Consider the following 19,491-nt stretch of genomic DNA (forward strand, 5'->3'; position numbering starts at 1 on the left):
GAACCCTCATGACTTCCACAGCTTTCGACACCACAGTCACCACCCTCACGGCCCAGCACCTCATCAACGGCCAATGGCTTGGCGAGGCCGGAACCGAACGGATGAATCCGGCCCGTCCCGGCGAGCTCGCGGCCCTGTCCCCCAGCGGCACCGTAGAGGACGTGGATTCGGCCATCACCGCTGCCGCCGCCGCACAGCCTGCGTGGGCCTCCCTCCCGGCCCCTTCCCGCGGAGCCATCCTCCTCGCTGCCGGGAACCTGCTGATCGAACGCCAGGCTGCCATCGCCGAGGACCTGGTCCGCGAGGAAGGCAAGACCCTGGCCGAGGCGAAGGGCGAGGTCAAGCGGGCCTCCGACGTGCTTCGCTTCTTCGGCTCGCTCGGCTGGGCGGCAACGGGCGAGGTCCTGCCAAGCGGCCTCCCGGACACCACCATCACCACCCGCCGCGAACCCTTGGGCGTGGTTGGCCTCATCACCCCGTGGAACTTCCCCATCGCCATCCCGGCCTGGAAGACCGCCCCGGCGCTGATCAGCGGCAACACCGTGGTGATCAAGCCGGCGGAGCTCACTCCCCTGTCCGCAACGCACCTTGCCCGTGCCCTGCAGGACGCCGGACTGCCCGCCGGCGTGTTCAACGTCGTCCACGGCAAGGGCCGCATTGTTGGCGACGCCCTGGCCCGCGATCCGCGTATCGCGGGCCTGTCCTTCACCGGTTCCACCAACGTGGGCCTCGCGCTGCAGGAAATCCTCAATGCCCGGCGTGCCCGCGTGCAACTCGAGATGGGCGGCAAGAACGGCGTCCTGGTGCTGGACGACGCCGATCCGCGCAAGGCAGCCCAGGTGGTGGCGGCCGGTGCTTTCGGACTCACCGGCCAGGCATGCACGGCGACGTCGCGTGTCTACGTCACCCCTGGGATCCGTTCGGCATTCCTGGATGCCCTCGTAGCAGAGGCCGCGACGTGCACCCCTGGCGATGGTCTCTCCGAAGCCCGGATGGGTGCCGTGGTGAGCAGGCAGCAATTCGAGCAGGACCAGGCAGCGGTGCGTACCGCCGTCGAACGCGGGGCGACGCTCCTGCACGGACAGTACGACGGCGACCCCACCGGCGCGCTCTTCTTCCCGGCCGCGGTGCTCACCGACCTGCCGTTCGACGACGCCGCCGTGACCGAAGAGATCTTTGGTCCCGTGCTGGCTGTGCTCGAAGTGCCCGATTACGAGGCCGGCCTGGCTGCCATCAACCACTCCCGCTACGGACTCACCGCGGGCATCTGCACGGATTCACTGGCCCTCGCCACGGACTTCGCCGCACGCGCGCAGGCTGGTGTTGTCAAAGTGAACCGGCCCACCGCAGGCCTGGACCTCAACGTCCCGTTCGGCGGTGTGAAGGACTCCTCCACCAACACGTTCCGCGAGCAGGGACGCTCGGCACTGGACTTCTTCACCTGGGGCAAAACCGTCTACACGGGCGTGTAGCAGGCCATGAGCTACGTGATCGCGCAGCCCTGCGTGGATGTGAAAGACAAGGCCTGCATCAACGAGTGCCCCGTCGATTGCATTTACGAGGGCGCGCGTTCCCTCTACATCCACCCGTCCGAATGCGTGGATTGCGGGGCATGCGATCCTGTGTGTCCCGTGGAGGCAATCTACTTCTCCGAGGATGTCCCGGATGAATGGGCCGACTACGTCAGGGCCAACGCGGAATTCTTCGACGACGGCCCTGGCCGCTCCCGGCCGGACACAGACCACCCCGTGAACGCCGCGGAGCCGGAGCGAACCCCCGCCACCATCCCGTAACTCCGCCCCTCACCCAAGTCCGTCTCTACCAGGGGTGGGCTTAGTTCGTGGATGCCGGTGCCAGGCGGTAGCCCACGCCGCGGACCGTTTCCAGCCAGCGGGGGCTCTGGATGCTGTCGCCCAACTTCTTGCGCAGGTTGCCCATGTGGACCTCGACGGCGCGCTCGTCGGCGTCGCTGACGTAACTGCCGACGTCGTACGGCTCGTTGCGGAGGCGACGGGCAAGGTCTGCCTTGGTCCGCACGATCCTGCCGGTCTCCAGCAAGGCAACCAGGAGGTCGAACTCCGTGCGCGTCAGCTTCAACTCAGTGCCGTTCAGGACGGCGGTCCGGGACCCTGCGGAAACAGCCAGTCCGTTGTGGCTCACCTCGGGATCCGCCTCTTCGGCAGCGGCCTTGGAGTCCGACGACGAACGCGGCCTCCGCATCATGGCCTCCACCCGTGCGCGCAATTCGCGGGGCCGGAACGGCTTGGTGAGGTAATCGTCGCCACCGGCCTCAAGGCCCATCAGGGTATCAAGCTCCTCGGCGCGGGCAGTGAGCATGATGATGTAGGCATCCGACGTCTTGCGGATCTGGCGGGCGACTTCGAAACCGTCAATGTCGGGAAGTCCGAGATCCAACGTAATGACGTCAGGGTTGAGTTCGCGTGCGGAGGAAACACCGGCCGAGCCAGTGGAGGCTACATGGACGTCAAACCCGGCCTGGGAAAGAACCACCCGCACCAATTCCCGAATATCCTGGTCGTCCTCGATAACCAGCCCCACACGCACTTCACTCATCGCTGCCCCTCAGCCCCCTAGATAACCCTTCGAAGTATAACCATTATGGTTAGGCTGATCTCATGAACAGACTTTCTTCCACCTCCCCGCGGGTTGCGCCATGACCAACCCGAGCATCTGGGACCTCGGCGGGAAGAAGAAACTGCTCGTCTTTCGACGCTCTTTCCACGAGCACACACTGCGCATGCGCGTTGTACTGAGCCAGCTGCCGTTGTCCGTTTGTGTCTGCCTTTCGGCCATCCTCGTGTGGCTGTTCTTCCCGGACACCTTGGAAAATCCGCTCTTCCTGATCTTCCTGCTCAGCCAGGCACTCCTGCTGGCGTTCTGCATCCTTGTACCGTGGCACCGCCTGCCGTTCCCGACTTTCCTGGCCATCCCCATCCTGGACATGGTCTCCATCGCCTTCGGCCGCGAAGGAGGGCAGGAAGCCCTCACAGGCCTCAGCGTCCTGGTGGTCCTGCCGGTCATCTGGCTTTGTGCCTCAGGTTTGTACCCCCGCCTGGCTATCGCCCTTTCCTTTATTGGGCCTCTAGGCATCGTGTGGGTGCCGCTCTTTCTTCGTGGCGCCGTCACCGAGCAGAGCCTCACAAAACCTCTCCTGTTCCCCATCCTGATTGTGGGAATCGGCGTCTCCGTCAGCGTCCTTACACTGAGCATGATGCGGCAGCAACGGGCCATGGAGGAAAAGGACGAGGCACTCAAACAGGCGCTGGAGGCAAGTACCAAGCAGGAACGGCTCCTCAACACCGTCATGGAGGCCCTCCCGCTCGGCGTCGTAGCCGTCGACGGAGACGGCCATGACATTCTCATGAACCGGCGCCAGCGCCAAAGCCACAGCCTGGCAACGCCGCCGGGCAACCCCGACCCCAACGAATCCGAACTGCTGGTCTTCGACACGGACCGCAGCACGCCCTTGCCGGCCGACCGGCGTCCCGTGCGCCGCGCCGTCCTGGGCGAACGCTTCACGGACCAGCTCGTGTGGCTTGGCAGTGGGCCGGATCAGCGCGCCTTCACCGCGAGCGCCAGGCCAATGGTGGACGACGCCGGAAAATTCGCGGGCTCGGTGGTGGTGTTCAACGACGTCACCGAACTGGTCAACGCCTTGGCGGCCAAGGACGACTTCGTGGCCAACGTGTCCCACGAATTCCGCACGCCGTTGACGTCCATCCTCGGCTACGTGGAACTGATCCTGGACGATCCCCACGGCCTCGATCCGAAGTACCGGATGCAGCTGGACATCGTGCGCCGCAACGCCGAACGACTGCTCACCTTGGTCTCCGACCTGCTGTCCGTGCGGTCCGGCCAGATCGCCATCCAGCCCCACGCCGTCGACGTGGTGGAACTGGTACGCAGCAGCGTCACCTCGGCCGAACCCCGCGCCGCGAAGGCGGGCATCCGGTTGTCCATCGACGTACCGTCCGCACTGGAAGCACGGGTGGATTCCTCCCGGATGTCCCAGGTGCTGGATAACCTCGTCTCGAACGCCATCAAGTACTCCCCCGACGGCGGCGATGTGGTGGTGGCGGCGTGGGAGGACGCGGATTACGTCTTCTGCCGGGTTTCGGACACGGGCATGGGCATGACCGAAGAAGAGCAGTCCGAAGTGTTCACCAAGTTCTTCCGGGCCGGCGGTGTCCGCAACAGCGCCATCCCGGGCGTGGGCCTGGGGCTTCCCATCAGCAAGGCAATCGTGGAAGCCCACGGGGGAACCATCGAACTGGAAAGCGAACCGGGTCGCGGAACTACGTTTACCGTCAAAGTTCCGGCGTAGCCGCTCCTAGCGTTTGGTGGTCACCACGCCGGCATCACGACGGCGGCCAAAGAGGAAGTAGCTCACGGGACCAAAGAAGTTGATGAACGACGCAGCACGCCAGACGACCTTATTGCCCCGGATTTGCTCCTCCGGTGTCCTGGCCAGACTCCGCTGCGCGGCGATCAACAACGCCAGGTTCACCGCACCACTGATCATCACCATGACGCGTTGGCCTGTGCTCATATCGCGCCAAGTTTTCTTACGGGCCATCATGCCTCCATCCGCCGAACGTGTACTTCTCAGGCTAGTCTTCGGTTCCGCGGCCCGCCACGGCCTGCCGTACCACTTCGCCCCAGGATTGCTCGGCCAAGTCCCTGACGGCGGCCAGGATGTCCTGCGGCGGCAAGGACAGGTCCAGGGGGTATTCCACGATGTCGATGTCCGTATTGAGTATCCGCCGCAGCTTCATCTCCCCTTGCCCGGCATACACGAGCCACGCCGTGGGAACCCGCAGTGCGGTGCAGTACGCCAGCAATTGGTAGTGGTCGGCGTTGAGCGAGGCACCCGCATCCCCCGCCGCAGTGTACTTGGAGTCGTACACCACTACGGGACGCCCGCCAAGGAAATGCGCGGCATCCGGTCTGACAGTCAAGCGATCCGTGTCCCGGACGGCCTCGTTGAGCAAGGCTCCGTATTGCAGGCGCATTTCTCCCGGGTGGGCGCTCATGGCCTGGCGCAGGGCGGTGCCCACGAAGTTCTCGAACACCTCGGCCATGTCCACCACGAAGGACGCCGTTTGTTGCTTGCCCTCGCCGGCCTCGGCGGAAGCGTTGCGCAGGATCACCTCCGCCAGGCGCAGCACAGCGTGGTATCTCAGGTTCATCCTGCTTGCTTTCCACTGCGGCAGGGGCGCCCCGGACTGAAGGCGGGTAACGGCGTCGAACTTTCCCTTGAGCTGCCGCAGGCGGCTCAAGACATCCGCGCGGACGCCGGGAACCTTCCCCATGCGCTCCAGGGCAGCGCGGAGGATCCGGTTCTCGGCAATGTCCTCGGTGAACTCGTCATAGGACACTTCCAGCGGCACCAACATGCCCGGGCGACGCGAGATCTGGTCCGAGATCCGGATTCGGCCCTTCACGGTCCGTAGTGACTCGTCCACGGTGAGGTATCCCTGGAGGACCCCCCGGCTGAGCGCACGGTCGGCCAACTGTGCCAGGGACTCGGCGAGCGCGCTCCACAAATCCGGGTGTTCCACGGCTTCCACGGAATGGTTGCCGAAGCCCTGGTCGCCCGCGTAGCTCAGTAGGAACAGGAGCCGGTTCAGGCCCAGGCGGTCCTTCGGCCGCACCTCGAGCTGCACAGTTGCCGTCCGCAAGGAGCCGACCTTGCCTGCCGGTTCGATCCGGTAGAGGCCCATGCCCATAGGGGAAGTCTTGGCCAGTCCACTGGCATTGATAAACGCCGCGGACTCGGGGTCGAGTTTGTCCACCACGCCGCGGGAGAGCTCGTCCATGACGATGTGGCGTGTGCCGGCAGTCTTTCCGGCCGCCCGGCCCGGCGTCGACGGACCGGCGTTGGAAGGCGGCCGCCCCGGGCGGGGCGGGATGGCCTTAGCGGGCCGCAAGTCGTCCCAGCAACTGGTCCAGGCCGAAGCGTTCTTCCAACTGCGCACGGTTCAGCTGGCCGTGGTAGTGCTCCTCCAGGAGAGGCATGAGCTCGTACTTCCAGATCCGGCGCAGGCCCGTCGGGTTCTGGGCGGCGTTCTTCATGAAATACGACGGACCGATCATGAGGTCCCGGTCCCAATCGTCGATGGCCGCGTTGAGGGCGTCCAGGAGGTCCGCGTTGAGGGTATCCAGTCCCCGGGCTTCGAGGAAGCGTCGCAGCGATCCGCGCACCGGCTCTACGTTGGGGTGGAGCTCAATGAACGCAAAGCGGCGGCGGATGGCGGCGTCCATCATGGCGATGGAGCGGTCAGCGGTGTTCATGGTGCCGATGATGAACAGGTTGTCCGGCAGGCTGAAGGGCTCGTTGGGACTGTACTGCAGGTAGATGCGGTCATCCCGGTATTCGAGCAGGAAGTACAGCTCACCGAAGACCTTGGCCAAGTTGGCGCGGTTCATTTCATCGATGATCAGGAAGTACGGCTTGTGCGCGTTTTCGGGCTTGGCAGCTTCCTCGGCGAGCCTGCGCAGCGGTCCGGCGACGAGCTTGAACGAGACTTGGCCGTCGTCGGTCTTGTCCGGACGGTAGCCCTCGAAGAAATCCTCGTAGGCGTATGAGGGATGGAACTGGACCAGCTTCACGCGTTCGTCCGTGCTGTCTCCCGCGAGCTCGGCGGCGAGGTGCTTGGCAAGGTAGGTCTTGCCGGTTCCGGGCGGCCCATAGAGGACCAGCTGCCGGTTCTCCTCAAGGAGTTCGGCGATTTCCTTGAGCGGTTCAAGGTCCATGTGCAGCGAGGCCGCGAACTCTTCCGTCAGGGGGCGGAATCCTTGCTGGACAATCTCGACGGCGACAGTGGGCGGCGCTTCATCCTCGCCATCGGTTTCGGCTTCCACCGGGAGCAGTTCCTGCAGCGCCTGGATGACCCGGGTCACGTCAACGATGATGCCCGGCGTGGACAGCTGACGCTGTGCGTGGCGGGGCAGCTCGGTGATGGCATAGCTGTCGTCGAACCAGCGCACCTTGCGGCGGATACGGCGGTTATCTTCATCGGGCTCACCGAGGACCACACCGACGCGCACGCGTCCACCGTTCTGGTACAGCGTGAGGTCTCCGGGCTTCATGACCGTGAGGAAGGCGAAGACAGCGGTCTTGGTGTCCTCGCGCTCCACGTAGCCCAGGTGCTTGCAATCCTCGTCCACGGCATGCTGGACCACGCCCGCGGTGACTCCTGCGGCCAGCGGACGCAAGTGCTCTACGTCCAGCGTGGCCTTCTCCTCGCCCAGCCATCCGGCCAGCAGATCGGCATTGTCATGATGGGTACGCAGCAGCCAGGACCGGCGGCCGGGATCTCCCACCTTCCGCCACTGGCTCACCAATTGGCGCGCGTACCAGTCAATCCGCTGGCCCGCCTGCTCATCCAGGTGGAGCCGGATCCGGTGGATATCCGCGGTGATGTCTTCCTCGGTATCGCCGTTGGCGCCGCCCACCAATGAGGCGAACGCGTCACGGATTTCCCGCCGCTCCACATCGGCCACCACAGGTTCGAAGTAGCTGGGCCATACCAAGTACTCGATGCTGCGGCGGAGGGCGGGCTGGTCCTCCGGCGTTCCGACCGCCAACTCGTGGAACTTCAAGGGGCTGGATAAGGCTTCGCCGATGGTTGCCGTGCTTTGGCTGTCCACGTGCTCCACGAAGCGGCACAGCCAACCCAGGTGGTCCCAAATGGTCCAGTTGAATTCCGCCGTGCGGTCCCGGATCACGCCGTGGTCCGTCATGCCTTCGTAGAGCTCTTCCGGCAACTCAACTGCCGGCTCAACCCACGAGGCAGCCTCGGCAACGCGGGCGCGCTTGACCCGGAGCGACTTGACCTCGTGGGCCAGCGGAAGCGATTGCAGGAACAGCAGTTCAACGGCCAGCAGCTTGGCCTCGCGCGAGGCACCCTCGAGGTTCTGCCGAAGGTTGGTCATCATGGGCGCCTTGGAATCCGCCACGCCCCGTTCCAGCCGTTCCAGCAGCTCGCGCGCTGCGTCCGCCGTCCACGTCAGCGTCCTCCCATCCAGGGCCGACGGCTTGCCGTGGAGGGCCGGACTGAGCACATACCACGCCGCGTCCTCGATCTCCTTGGAGATTCCGGGGGCGCGGTCAATGGCAGGCATCACGGAGGGGGTCACCATGCCAACTTACCTTGTTTGCTTTAAGTCGGCATCTGGATTTCCACAGGCTTTGTTCAGCTTTTAATGCATCCCAAACTGGTAGGCCGCCGGTACCGCCTCGCCAGGGCACACCTCCTCCCACAGCTCTGCAATGGCGTCCTCGCCTTCCCGCAAATCCGGGATCTCAACGCCCTCGCGGAGGATCGCCGCGGCCTCGGCTCCGTGCCCTCCGCGGGCGAGCGCGAGCGCCCTGAGAAACGTCAAACGTCCGACGGCGGCTCCGTCCTTGGGTGCCGACTCCGCCAAATCCAGCGCCATGGTGGGATCACCGTGCCGGATGCTCAGGGTCACGGCTTCGACGAGCAGTGCGGCAGCAGTTGAGTCCGTTTCAACACCGTTCCGCAGCTCGGCGAGACCTTCCTCGTCCTTTCCCTCCGCGAGCAAAGCCAAGCCCAAACCCCGGTGCGCCAGGGCTTTGGTGCGCCTGTGGACGCCCTCGGCAGCAAGCGTCCGCTTGTACCAATCCTTGGCGGCCGCCAGGTCCTGCCGGGCATGCCGCATGGTGGCCAGATGGAATCCAGCCTCAGGATTCTCTGCCGCCTCAAGCACCTCTTCCCAGTCGGTGCCGGCAACAAAGGAGGGTGCGCCGTCGAACGGTTGTCCCTTCAGCAGCCCGAGCCACGGTTCGTGGTCGGCCGTGACGCTCTCACTGACGAACGGAGTTCCGCTTTCGTCAACCCATTGCCGCCCCGAATGACGCCGCCGGGCGCGTTCCAACACTCCCCAGCCGCTGCCGGTCAGCAGCATTTTCGACGGCGGAACGTCGGCATTGCTGACCGCGGCGGGAAGCATCGCCTCCAGGTCCTCGTGCGGCAGCAGGGTCTCCAGCCGCTGGCCAGCGTGCTCCACGGCTGCGTCCCAGTCTTGGCCGTGCGAAATGCCCGGGTCAAGGTGACCATTGCCGTAGGCCTCAACCCAAGACCACACGGCACCGGCCGGCATCACCAGGTGTTCGAACTGGGTCTGTGCCAGGCCGGCTTGGATTTCCGCGTAGGGCCCCGCACCCGGGCTCAGCCACTCCTGCCACCGTTTGCCGCCCTGCCCTTGGCCCCAGACGAAAAGCTTCTTCCCCCGCAAGAGGCCTGTGGAGAGCATCGCCAGCCCGTCGCCGTCGTTGTCAGCCGCCACCACCCAACGGCGCTCGGCCGGATCGATGTCGAAGAAGAAGTCGGCCGCGTGCGGGCTGTTGACCAGCCACGTGCCGTCGTAGCCTTCGTGCGCCGTGGGCCGGACGCGGGTGATGTCAGTGGCGTAGTCGCTGCCGAAAGCCTCGTCGGCGGGCGCGATCACGCGGGTCCTTGCCGTCTCCGGGATCGCGGCGTTGCTCCACCAATACATGGGAACGTCGTGGTCATTGGGGTTCCGGATCCGGACGGCGGCGAACAATACCGCCGAATCCTCCGGCAGCCAGATGTCCACTTGGAACACCACTTCACGGAGCCGTTCGAACTCCCACATACGCAGGACGTGCTTGCCGTCCGGCGTGTGGACGATCGCTGTGTGGAGCGGATCGCAGCTGGTAGGCGAATGGCCGCGTGTGCCGATGTTCCACTCCAGACCGCCCGCAAACCATGCCTTGCGCAACGCAATGTTGGCAAGCTGCGGCGACCCATGCGTGTGCAGCAGTTGCTTGCCGGTGGCCTTGTCGAACAACTCCCAGATCCTGCCGCCCAGCGACGGCAGCACCGTGGCGCGCAGCTTGCTGTTTTCAAGCACGACGGCGGGCAGCTCTTGGGGTGCCGCCTCCCGGCTATAGCCGTCCTGCATGAGGTACGGATACACGGTGGGCACCAGGCCGTATCTGGCGGACGCCTGCAGTTCCTCGGGGATGCCCTCGCCCACGGTGTACGGCTGGTCCAGTTCAGACGCCACCACAGGCAAGGGGTTCAGCGAGCCCAGGTCGGCCATGGTCAGAGTCAGGGTGGTCACTGTGAGGTTGGATGGTGTTGCCACGTCAGTATCCAATCGTGAGGAGGAGCCCGCGGTTCGGCTCAACGGTGATGGTGGCGCCGGGCTGGTGGCTGGCGGCGGATTGGAAGCCGTCAATGACCGGCGCTTCCACGGCTGCGGACGCAAGGTGGGCAAGTCCGGCGTCGAAAATCAACTGCACGTCCACAGTCTCCTCGGCCCAGGAAGCCAGCGCCACCACTGCCCTGTCATCCTTCAACCAGGTGGTGGCAAGGATGTCCGGATGGCTTGTCCGCACTGGGGCCTTCGGGTCCCAATGGCCCACCATTTCCATGTGCTCAAGGTCGGTCCGGCCCCAGATATCCCACAACGGGCGGTTGTCCACCCTCGGGGCCCGTCCGGTCATGCCGAACACCATGCCGCGCCAAGGATTGCCGCCGCCTTCCAGCATCTCGCCCATGAGGCCGAACGGTATGCCGGAAAGCTCCACCAACCAGTAGTCGGGGTCGGTTCCTTCATAGTCGAAGTACTCACCGAGCCAGAGCCTGTCCACATAGGGCAACTGCTCCATGTACAAGTTGGCGGAGGACGCGTACCCGTCATGGGCAGTGAACTGGTTGGCCGAATGCAGGTCGATCTCCGGGCCATCCACTCCCCGGTCCCGGCAGCCCCGCTCCAGCACCTTCCGCACCCGCAGCATCGCGTGCCGGTCATAGGCGATGTCATCCAGGTAGATCCCGTCGATGCCATCCCCGCCCTTGGACAATTCGGCAAGGCTACGGACGTAGAAGTTCTCCAACCGCGAGCCACCCGTGGTGACAACTGCGATGTCCTCCACGTTCGGAGCGAACCATGCGGACACATACCCGCATCCGGCGTGCTCCTGCAGCCAGATGTGGCCTTTGCCTGGTCCGTCGCTGAAGACCTCATGGTCCAGCTGGAGCATCGGCAACAACTCGGGGCTGTGGAACGTCAGCTCGCGGACGGTGTTGTAGATCTTGGCTTTGAGGCCGTGCTGGTGGCATGCGGCAATGTAGCTGCGCAGGGTACTTTCGGTCAGGAGGGGATCGTTGATGTACGGGCCCGGAGCGGTGGCATGGTGGATGTTCACCACGGTGGCACCCGCCCCCTTTATCAGCACCGGGTCTGCCGGCTCGTGGAAGTACCTCTTGGACAAGTGCTTGCCGGGTTCGATCGGTTTGAACGGAGTCAGGAGCAGGAGGAAGTCGAAGTCCAGGGTTTGCCCGGCGTGCAGGGTACGGGGACCGCTAGAGGCCTTCAGGGTCACGGCCTCGTCTGCTGTTCGGAGCGTCACTCCCCCGGTTCCCCAGGAACTGGGCTCCCGCAGCGGCTTCTCGAGGTAGAAGTTCGTGTTCAGCGGCCGCTCGTAGTTCGAATCCCGGAGGGCCAATTGAATGCCCGCGTTGACGCCGCCAAGCCACAGCGAATCCTGGTTCTTCAACGCAACGTCCCACGACCAATTGAGTTCCGTGGGTCGCCGACCACCCGGGACGCCCAAACCCATGGCGAGCGGAACCGCAGCCTCCTCGAACCCCAGGTGCAGCCCGACGTCGGGCACGTCCACCGTCTTCAACGGCGTGAGCCGCAGCGAGTACGAAACTGCCCCATCGGCGTCGAGCACGCCCTTCAACTCCAGCGTCGACACCGTGTTTCCCTTGGCGTGGCCGGCCCACTGGCACGTCCACGCGACCCTCCCCGGGCCTTCCACTGTGTAGTCGATCGGGCCGTAGGTCCAGTCCGTGTTTTCCATCTGGAACCTCATCGGCTGGTTGAAAAGCCCGACGGCGGGACCGTCAGTTCCGGTCACGGCTGCGGTGAACGTGGACGTCACCTGCTCCGGCAGGCCTGAGTCGGCCAATTGCACCATGCGGCCCAGGATGCCGAGAGTGTTGCCGTGTTCATCGACGGTGACCGCAGTGAAGGGCGCCACGAGTTCGGCGTCCTGGGCGATGGTTGAGTCGAGCCAGGCAAGCCGCCGGAGCAAACGTGGATCGTTGCTTGCCTCAGATGGCTCTTTGACGTCCAGCACCAAGTTCACCCCTTGGGTTGCGCCGTCGCCCGTTCGGACCGTGATATCCGCCGTGACCTTGGTCCGCGCTGCGTGGGCCGGAACCGGAAGCACCACGTAGAGAGCCTGCACCGTGCCCGCGCTGATGCTCAAGGTCTTCCGCAGGGGCTTGCCCAGACGGTCCGTTCCTTGCGTGTTGATGCAATGGCCGTTGGCTACCTCAACCGTGACGTCGCTGAGGTCTTGCAGGGCGTACACACCGACTTGGACCACGTAGTCCTCGCCCGGCTCTGCTGTTCCGCGGAATCCGCCCGCCGGGCCGTTGATGGCCCAATGCGCCGGCAACGTCTCCCGCAAGGAGATGGGATTGAGCCGGTCCTCGGGAAACAGGAGGAATGTCTCGCCGGGGTGATCGGCGTGAAGTCGGTCCAGTTCCGCTGACGTTGCAGTGAAGTTCATGGGTGCGAACGAGTCGCGCTCGCTGGCCGCCTCATAGCGGAGAACCCGCGCGCCGGGCGGCTGTCCTTGCTCGCTCGCCCACGGCGAGTCCACGACGGCGGCAGCCCACGCCGGTTCCGCAGCCGGCCTGCGCGGGAGGTACTGCGCCTGCGGATAGTGGGCCTTGCCCAGCATCGCGTACGGCAGGTAGTAGATGAAGTAGGTTCCGGGGCCGTCGATGGCCTCGAAAATCAGCGCGCCGGACTCCTGTGTGGCTTCCTCGACGATGACGTTCGCGGTTCTCCCGCCGGATGCGTCAGAGACGACGATGACTTCGACGCCGGCGGGGTCCTGGTCTTGCCGACGCCACGGAATGGTCACACGCCTGTTCTTGCCCAGGCCATCGTGCGGCACCTCCACAACGAAGCGATGGTTGCCGTAAAGGAGTTTGTCCCATGTTCCGATTCGACACTCGACGTCAGGGTGTCCTGTGGCGGCTTTTGTTTCTTGGGGCTGCTCGCTTGGTGGCTCTTGTCCGGCGCGGCCGGATCGTGTGTTTTGGGTGGTTGTTCCGGGGTGGGCAGAACGTGTGATGGCCGGTGTGAGCGGCTCGGGCAGCGGCATCGCTGAGGCTCCTGAGGGTAGCTTTCGGGGCGGATTCACCGAGCTGGTGAATCCTTACATCATCGCGGCATTTCTCGGAGACTGTAAAGGGTATTGCGATACGCGATGAGTGGGATTGAGCAGTTCTGTCAGTGGATAAATCTGGTCTGCGGACCGTCACTTCCCACGGTGTGCCCACACGTACAAAGCGAACAAGCCGTACCTGCCACCCACACCTGTGTCCGACTAATCCCAGAAAGTGCATGAGTATGACACTCACACGCATGCTGTACGTAGACGATTCCGGCTCAGTCGAGTCTGGACTTATCGTGTACGGGTGGATTGAATGCAATCCCGTGCGTTGGCGGAACGCTTTGCAGACCCTCTTGGATTTGCGCAAGGTTCTATACCGTCAGCACCTGGTTCCGCCATCTCAGGAACTCCATGCCACTAAGTTTGTGAATGGAAGATCCCGGATCTCCACGCAGTCAGGGAACGAAAACAAGACCCTAGGCCGGACCGTCGCAATCGAGTGTCTCCGCACACTTCAACAGTGCAATGACGTAAGCGTAGGAGCCGTCTATCGTCGGACCGCAGCCAGGGGCGCGCCTACTTTCAGGAACGCGGAGCTGTCTATCAGCAACTCCTTGAGATGTGGAACGCCCATCATTTGGAAACCGGGACCTATGCTTTTGTCAGCATGGACGGAAATGGTACAGACCCGAGCTACGTCGACGCGCACAGACGTCTTCCGCTCACAAGTCGGCATGTCATTGAGGACCCGATGTTTCACGATTCAAGACGATCCCAGTGGATCCAGATGGCCGATTTGGTTGCCTATTCAGCATTCACTCACCTAAACCGTCACTCCGGCAACGAATTTGGGTGGGAATGGTACAACCGATTTCTGTCCGCGAAAGACCATGAAGAGGCGCCGCGGGCTATCTAGTCGTTAAACAGCAAGACCCGCCGATCCACGTGTGTGGGGCAGGTCCGCCTTGTTAGGCTAGCAGAGTTGCCAGACTTCAGTCCACCGCCAGAAGGAATCGTTAGATCCTCGACCGCAGATTCACAGCATTCACCGCAGCCCTCGCTGCGCGAACAGTCTCACGGTCAGTCACCGTATACGCCGTGGGGTCTTCGCCGTCCTGGCTGCCGAGGGAAACCGTCTGATCGGCAACTGTGGACACAGTCCTCTTGGCGGACAGATGAACAGCGGAGAGCCCTGCGGCGTGCATGGCCGGGATGTCGGAGAGCTTCAGTCCTCCCCCGGCCATGATCTGGATCTTCCCGGCTGAGCGCTCAACCAGCCGGGACAGCGTGGCCAGGCCTGCTCCGGCTGTTGCTTCGTGGCCGGAGGTGAGGACGCGGGTGAAACCGAGCTCCAGAAGTTGTTCAAGCGCCCGCAGGGGGTCCTGAGACTGATCGATGGCACGATGGAACGTCACGTGCGCATCCGGACGGGTCTGCCTGGCACTGTCCACGAGCCGCCGAATGACCGGCACATCCACTTCGCCGTCATGGGTCAGGGCTCCCACCACCACCCCATCGGCTCCCAGCGCCAGCACATGGCGGATCTCGTGAACCATCGTGTCCACATCCGAGGCCGAATAGTGGAAGTCGCCGGGGCGGCACCGGACCAGGGCGTGGATGCCCAAGCGGCCGTCAACGTGCTCCATGCTCGCTTCAAGGAGGCCTTGGCTGGGTGTGATGCCGCCGAGCTCCAAAGCACCGCAGAGTTCGATCCTGTTGGCACCCTCCGCAGCAGAGGTTCCGGCGCCCGCAGCGCTCGTTACGGCGATCTCGAGGTCCATGGTGAAACTCTACTGGGCAGGGGTTCGGGGCACACGTACGGCCTCCGGGAAGCACTTCCCAGAGGCCGTACGTGCAGACAAATGGTGGCGCTCAGGCCTGGTATGCGACGAGCTTTTCCTTCTGCTCCGGAGTGAGGCGCAAAACCCGTCCCGTTTCCTCGGCAACGAAAGCAAGGTGGGTGCTTGCCTTGACGCAGTCTTCCCGGGTCACCGGATCCTTGATGACGTAGTGGAGGTCGAAGCTGGCACCCTTGATGGCGCCCACCCAAATCTCAACGACGGCGGGGATGTTGCGGTAGTCAAGGGTTCGCACATACCGGACTTTGTGCTCCACAACGAGGGTCATGACGCCCTCGCCAACATCATTGAACAATGCGGCAGGTGGCTCCGTGCCAGGCAATCCTGCTCCGGCCGGAGGGCCAAACGCAGCGATACGTGCTTCCTCCAACATGCGCACGATCTGAACGTTGTTGATGTGGCCATAGGCATCCATGTCACCCCAGCGCATAGGTACCAGGACCTCAATGCGCTGGGGTGCGTCGATGCTCAGGAGTGCACCGCCGTCGAGTCGTCCACCGCGGATTCCCCGGCATCCTCACCAGCGAACTGCGACATGTACAGGCGGTAGTAGGCGCCTTGGAGTGCCAGCAACTGGGTGTGGTTGCCCTGCTCCACGATCTGGCCGTTCTCCATCACCAGGATGGTGTCGGCATCGCGAATTGTGGAGAGGCGGTGGGCGATCACGAAGCTGGTGCGGTCCGTACGGAGGGCAGCCATGGCCTTCTGCAGCAACAGTTCGGTACGGGTGTCCACGGAGCTGGTGGCTTCGTCGAGGATCAGCAACGAAGGATCGGAAACGAATGCGCGAGCGATGGTGATGAGCTGCTTCTCACCGGCGCTGACGTTGTTTCCTTCCTCATCGATGATCGTCTGGTACCCGTCCGGGAGTGCACGGACAAACCGGTCCACGTAGGTGGCCTTGGCGGCCTCCATGACCTGTTCTTCCGTGGCGTCCAGGTTGCCGTACTTGATGTTGTCGTAAATGGTGCCTCCGAAGAGCCACGCATCCTGCAGCACCATGCCCACCTTGGAGCGGAGTTCGGCCCGGCTGAGGTCCTTGATGTCCACGCCGTCGAGCGTGATTCGGCCGGCGTTGAGCTCGTAGAAGCGCATCACGAGGTTCACCAAGGTGGTCTTGCCCGCGCCGGTTGGCCCCACGATAGCGACCGTGTGGCCAGGCTCCGCACTGAAGGAGAGGTCCTCGATCAGCGGCTTGTCCTCGACGTAGCTGAACGAGACGTGATCGAACTCGACGTGTCCGTCAGTCTTGGCCGGCAGGTGCTTGGTGCCGGTTTCCTGGACTTCCTCGTCGGCATCCAGGAACTCGAAGACGCGTTCCGCAGAGGCCACGCCGGATTGCAGCATGTTGGCCATGCCGGCGATCTGGCCCAGGGGCTGGGTGAATTCGCGCGAGTACTGGATGAACGCCGTGGCATCGCCGAGGCTCATCGAGCCCGAGGCAACACGCAGACCGCCAACAACGGCGATGCCGACGTAGGCCAGGTAGGAGACGAAGTTCATCGCCGGGAAGATGATGCCGGAAACGAACTGAGCCCCGAAGGATGCCTTGTACAGTTCCTCGTTCTTTTCATCGAAGCGGACCAGCATGTCGGCGTCCCGGCCGAAGACCTTCACTAGGTCATGGCCGGAGAAGGACTCTTCGATCTGGCCGTTAAGGGCGCCGGTGTTCTTCCACTGCGCGGCGAAAAGCTTCTGGCTCCTGGCACCGATGACGCCGGCCATGACACCGGAAAGCGGCAGCGCGATCAAGGCAATCAGCGCAAGCTCCCAGGACACGATGAACATCATGACGATGATGCCCAGCACAGTCAGGACAGAGCTGACGAGCTGCGCGAACGCCTGCTGGAGCCCTTGCTGAACGTTGTCGACGTCGTTGGTGACGCGCGACAGGATGTCGCCACGCTGGCGGGTGTCGAAGTAGTTCAGCGGAAGACGGTTGAGTTTGGCCTGGACTTCGTCACGCAGGTTCTTGATGACGCGCATGACGATCCGGTTCAGCAACCACCCCTGCGCCCACAGGAAGATGTTGGCCACGAAGTACATCAACAGGACGATCGAAATCAGGAACGTCAGCTTCTGGAAGTCGATGCCGTTGGTCAGGGTCATCTTGGAAACCATGTCCGCGAAGTTTTCCTGGCCCTGCTGGCGCATGAGATCCGCGAATTGCTCCGGAGTCACACCCGGCGGGAGTTGCTTGCCAATGACGCCACCGAAGATGACGTCCATGGCGCTGCCGAGGACCTTCGGCGCGATCACGTTGAGGACTACTGAAACAACCACCAGGCCGATCACGATGATGACCCCGGCGCGCTCTGGCTTGAGCAGGCCCATCAGTCGCTTGGCCGAGGGCAGGAAGGCCTTTGCCTTCTTGGCCGGCATATCGCCGAACATGCCGCCGTCGGCCTCAGAGGGGACATACTCCTCTTCGACAAAATCCTCGTCGTCAAGGGCCTCGGTAGCTACGTTCGCCGCAGCCTCTGCTTTTGCGGCCTTCGCGGCTTCTGCCTTGGCAGCCCAGCCGCGCTTCTTTTGCTGGTTCTGCTCGCTCATGCCACTTCCTCCACGCTCAGCTGGGATTCAACGATTTCCTGGTAGGTGGGTGAGGTTTCCAGGAGTTCGTCGTGGGTTCCGCGGTCAACGATGCGGCCATTGTCCAGAACCAGGATTTCGTCTGCGTCCTGGATGGTGGAAACGCGCTGGGCAACAATGATCACCGTGGCGTCGCGCGTCTTGGCCTTCAGTGCCTTGCGCAGCCGCGCATCCGTGGCGACATCCAGTGCCGAGAACGAGTCATCGAAAACATACACGTTTGGCTTGGTCACCAGGGCGCGGGCGATACAGAGACGTTGGCGCTGGCCGCCGGAGACGTTGGTGCCGCCCTGGGCAATGCGACGGTTGAGGCCCGCGGACTTCTCCTCCACGAATCCCTTGGCCTGCGCCGTTTCCAGCGCGTCCCAGAGTTCTTCGTCCGTGGCTTCAGTCTTGCCGAAGCGAAGGTTGTGCTCGATGGTTCCGGAGAACAGATATGGCTTCTGCGGGACCGCGGCTACCCGGCTGCTGATCTCCGACGCGTCCAACTGGGTGACAGGAACGCCGTCGAGCAGGACGTCACCGGAGGCGACGTCGTAGAGCCGCGGCAGGAGCGAAACCAGGGTGGTCTTGCCTGCGCCGGTGGAACCGATGATGGCGAGCGTCTTGCCCGGCTCCGCGGTGAAGGAAATGTTGCTCAGCACCGGCGCCTCGGCTCCCGGGTACTTGAAGGTGACGTCTCGGAACTCGACGCGGCCCGTCTTCTGGGCCGGAACCACGGGGTTGGCGGGGTTGTGGATGGAAGGTTCGACGTCGAGCACCTCGCCGATGCGGTCCGCACACACCGAAGCGCGGGGAATCATCATGGCCATGAAGGTGCCCATCATGACGGCGATCAGAATCTGCAGGAGGTACTGCAGGAACGCGGTCAGGGCTCCCACCTGCATGTCGCCCGAGTCGACGCGCTGGCCACCGAACCAAAGCACCGCCGCCGTGGACAGGTGCAGGATCATGCCGATGGCCGGGAACATCAGGACGAACAGGTTGCCGATTTTCACGGACACTGCAGTGAGGTCTTGGTTGGCGGCTCCGAAGCGCTTGGCCTCGTACGGTTCGCGGACGAAAGCCCGGACCACACGGATGCCAATGATCTGCTCCCGCAGGACGCCATTGATGGCATCGATCTTGGCCTGCATGGAACGGAACAAGGGCATGAGCCGGACTACGAGGTAGCCGACCACGGCCACCAGGACAGGAACCGAGACCCAGACAAGCCACGAAAGGCTGAGGTCTTCACGGACTGCCATGATAATGCCGCCCACGCACATGATCGGCGTGGAAACCATGAAGTTCAGGCCCATCAGCACGAGCATCTGGACTTGCTGGACATCGTTGGTACCGCGCGTGATCAGGGTTGGGGCGCCAAACTTGTTGACGTCCTGGGCAGAGAAGCTGCTGACCTGGCGGAAGACGCTGCGGCGCAGGTCGCGGCCAATGGCCATGGCCGTTCGTGCACCAAAGTAGACCGCCGCGATGGCGGTGAGTACCTGTGCGAGGGCGACGGCGAGCATGAGCGCGCCGGTTCGCCAGATGAAGTCGGTATCGCCGCGGGAAACTCCCTCGTCAATGATTTTGGCGTTGAGGCTGGGAAGGTAGAGCGTGGCAATGGTGGACGCCAACTGGAATATGAGGACGGCCACTATCTGCGGCAAATACGGCTTGGAGTAGCGCCGTATAAGGGTGACAAGCATGCCCACGGATCCTTAAGGAGAGTGCGTGAATGAGGTAAGAAAAGTTCTAGCAGCAGGCGCTGACAGTATTAGCCTCCCCACTCTACGAAATCCGTTGCCCCGGCGAAACAACCTCGGGAAAAGATCATCCCAG

At 63.5% G+C, this 19,491-nt stretch carries 14 protein-coding genes; 4 read left to right on the forward strand and 10 right to left on the reverse strand.

From position 1 onward, the window contains the following. The first annotated feature begins 8 nt into the window (after positions 1-8). Together ACFVSJ_RS16110 and fdxA are read left to right on the forward strand one after the other, a co-directional pair. On the forward strand, positions 9-1,472 hold the full coding sequence (locus ACFVSJ_RS16110; protein WP_387437925.1) for an aldehyde dehydrogenase family protein: 1,464 nt from the start codon (positions 9-11) through the stop codon (positions 1,470-1,472). Between the two features lie 6 nt (positions 1,473-1,478). Further along, positions 1,479-1,793: a ferredoxin gene (fdxA, locus tag ACFVSJ_RS16115; protein ID WP_387437927.1), complete on the forward strand. Its 315-nt coding sequence runs from the start codon at positions 1,479-1,481 to the stop codon at positions 1,791-1,793. A 40-nt stretch (positions 1,794-1,833) separates the two neighbouring features. On the opposite strand, the gene ACFVSJ_RS16120 is transcribed toward fdxA, so the two are convergent. Continuing rightward, positions 1,834-2,574 (reverse strand): response regulator transcription factor, encoded by a 741-nt coding sequence (locus ACFVSJ_RS16120; RefSeq protein ID WP_387437929.1) that lies wholly within the window; start codon positions 2,572-2,574, stop codon positions 1,834-1,836. A 100-nt stretch (positions 2,575-2,674) separates the two neighbouring features. Here ACFVSJ_RS16120 and ACFVSJ_RS16125 point away from each other — a divergent pair, with 100 nt between their 5' ends. Further along, positions 2,675-4,345, forward strand: coding sequence for a sensor histidine kinase (locus ACFVSJ_RS16125; protein ID WP_387437930.1), 1,671 nt, complete (start codon positions 2,675-2,677; stop codon positions 4,343-4,345). A gap of 6 nt (positions 4,346-4,351) precedes the next feature. On the opposite strand, the gene ACFVSJ_RS16130 is transcribed toward ACFVSJ_RS16125, so the two are convergent. The 5 genes from ACFVSJ_RS16130 to ACFVSJ_RS16150 form a co-directional block, all read right to left on the reverse strand. After that, positions 4,352-4,597, reverse strand: a complete 246-nt coding sequence (locus ACFVSJ_RS16130; RefSeq protein WP_387437932.1) for a PLDc N-terminal domain-containing protein — start codon at positions 4,595-4,597, stop codon at positions 4,352-4,354. A gap of 34 nt (positions 4,598-4,631) precedes the next feature. Beyond that, positions 4,632-5,840, reverse strand: a complete 1,209-nt coding sequence (locus ACFVSJ_RS16135; protein WP_387438120.1) for a restriction endonuclease — start codon at positions 5,838-5,840, stop codon at positions 4,632-4,634. A gap of 97 nt (positions 5,841-5,937) precedes the next feature. Then, on the reverse strand, positions 5,938-8,166 hold the full coding sequence (locus ACFVSJ_RS16140) for an McrB family protein (protein WP_387437933.1): 2,229 nt from the start codon (positions 8,164-8,166) through the stop codon (positions 5,938-5,940). Between the two features lie 60 nt (positions 8,167-8,226). Continuing rightward, entirely contained in the window at positions 8,227-10,158 is a 1,932-nt protein-coding gene (locus ACFVSJ_RS16145; protein ID WP_387437934.1) for a DUF5107 domain-containing protein, read from the reverse strand. A 1-nt stretch (position 10,159) separates the two neighbouring features. After that, positions 10,160-13,204 carry a glycoside hydrolase domain-containing protein gene (locus ACFVSJ_RS16150; RefSeq protein ID WP_387437935.1) on the reverse strand — a complete coding sequence of 1,015 codons (3,045 nt, stop codon included), beginning with the start codon at positions 13,202-13,204 and terminating at the stop codon, positions 10,160-10,162. Between the two features lie 631 nt (positions 13,205-13,835). On the opposite strand from ACFVSJ_RS16150, the gene ACFVSJ_RS16155 reads away from it, so the two are divergent. Further along, positions 13,836-14,132 carry a DUF3800 domain-containing protein gene (locus tag ACFVSJ_RS16155; RefSeq protein ID WP_387437936.1) on the forward strand — a complete coding sequence of 99 codons (297 nt, stop codon included), beginning with the start codon at positions 13,836-13,838 and terminating at the stop codon, positions 14,130-14,132. Positions 14,133-14,232: 100 nt separating this feature from the next. Here the strand turns inward: ACFVSJ_RS16155 and ACFVSJ_RS16160 are convergent, their stop codons facing one another. The 4 genes from ACFVSJ_RS16160 to ACFVSJ_RS16175 all read right to left on the reverse strand — a co-directional run bounded on the left by ACFVSJ_RS16160 (position 14,233) and on the right by ACFVSJ_RS16175 (position 19,358). Then, positions 14,233-14,997 carry a copper homeostasis protein CutC gene (locus ACFVSJ_RS16160; RefSeq protein ID WP_387437937.1) on the reverse strand — a complete coding sequence of 255 codons (765 nt, stop codon included), beginning with the start codon at positions 14,995-14,997 and terminating at the stop codon, positions 14,233-14,235. A gap of 91 nt (positions 14,998-15,088) precedes the next feature. Beyond that, entirely contained in the window at positions 15,089-15,505 is a 417-nt protein-coding gene (locus ACFVSJ_RS16165; RefSeq protein ID WP_387437938.1) for an acyl-CoA thioesterase, read from the reverse strand. A gap of 38 nt (positions 15,506-15,543) precedes the next feature. After that, positions 15,544-17,628: an ABC transporter ATP-binding protein gene (locus ACFVSJ_RS16170; protein ID WP_387437939.1), complete on the reverse strand. Its 2,085-nt coding sequence runs from the start codon at positions 17,626-17,628 to the stop codon at positions 15,544-15,546. Continuing rightward, positions 17,625-19,358: an ABC transporter ATP-binding protein gene (locus ACFVSJ_RS16175; protein WP_387437940.1), complete on the reverse strand. Its 1,734-nt coding sequence runs from the start codon at positions 19,356-19,358 to the stop codon at positions 17,625-17,627. The genes ACFVSJ_RS16170 and ACFVSJ_RS16175 overlap by 4 nt, the downstream gene beginning before the upstream one ends. Between the last annotated feature and the right edge of the window lie 133 nt (positions 19,359-19,491).

Origin of the sequence: Paenarthrobacter sp. NPDC058040 (assembly GCF_042885775.1) — a bacterium.
In the GTDB taxonomy this organism is placed as follows: Bacteria; Actinomycetota; Actinomycetes; order Actinomycetales; family Micrococcaceae; genus Arthrobacter.

Excerpts from the sequence above, each read along its gene's own strand:
- ACFVSJ_RS16165 (WP_387437938.1), bottom strand. The coding sequence starts at position 15,505 with ATGCGCTGGGGTGACATGGATGCCTATGGCCACATCAACAACGTTCAG.
- fdxA (WP_387437927.1), top strand. The coding sequence starts at position 1,479 with ATGAGCTACGTGATCGCGCAGCCCTGCGTGGATGTGAAAGACAAGGCC.
- ACFVSJ_RS16170 (WP_387437939.1), bottom strand. The coding sequence starts at position 17,628 with ATGAGCGAGCAGAACCAGCAAAAGAAGCGCGGCTGGGCTGCCAAGGCA.
- ACFVSJ_RS16130 (WP_387437932.1), bottom strand. The coding sequence starts at position 4,597 with ATGGCCCGTAAGAAAACTTGGCGCGATATGAGCACAGGCCAACGCGTC.
- ACFVSJ_RS16110 (WP_387437925.1), top strand. The coding sequence starts at position 9 with ATGACTTCCACAGCTTTCGACACCACAGTCACCACCCTCACGGCCCAG.
- ACFVSJ_RS16155 (WP_387437936.1), top strand. The coding sequence starts at position 13,836 with ATGTGGAACGCCCATCATTTGGAAACCGGGACCTATGCTTTTGTCAGC.
- ACFVSJ_RS16120 (WP_387437929.1), bottom strand. The coding sequence starts at position 2,574 with ATGAGTGAAGTGCGTGTGGGGCTGGTTATCGAGGACGACCAGGATATT.
- ACFVSJ_RS16135 (WP_387438120.1), bottom strand. The coding sequence starts at position 5,840 with ATGGACGAGCTCTCCCGCGGCGTGGTGGACAAACTCGACCCCGAGTCC.
- ACFVSJ_RS16175 (WP_387437940.1), bottom strand. The coding sequence starts at position 19,358 with ATGCTTGTCACCCTTATACGGCGCTACTCCAAGCCGTATTTGCCGCAG.
- ACFVSJ_RS16125 (WP_387437930.1), top strand. The coding sequence starts at position 2,675 with ATGACCAACCCGAGCATCTGGGACCTCGGCGGGAAGAAGAAACTGCTC.
- ACFVSJ_RS16160 (WP_387437937.1), bottom strand. The coding sequence starts at position 14,997 with ATGGACCTCGAGATCGCCGTAACGAGCGCTGCGGGCGCCGGAACCTCT.
- ACFVSJ_RS16140 (WP_387437933.1), bottom strand. The coding sequence starts at position 8,166 with ATGGTGACCCCCTCCGTGATGCCTGCCATTGACCGCGCCCCCGGAATC.
- ACFVSJ_RS16150 (WP_387437935.1), bottom strand. The coding sequence starts at position 13,204 with ATGCCGCTGCCCGAGCCGCTCACACCGGCCATCACACGTTCTGCCCAC.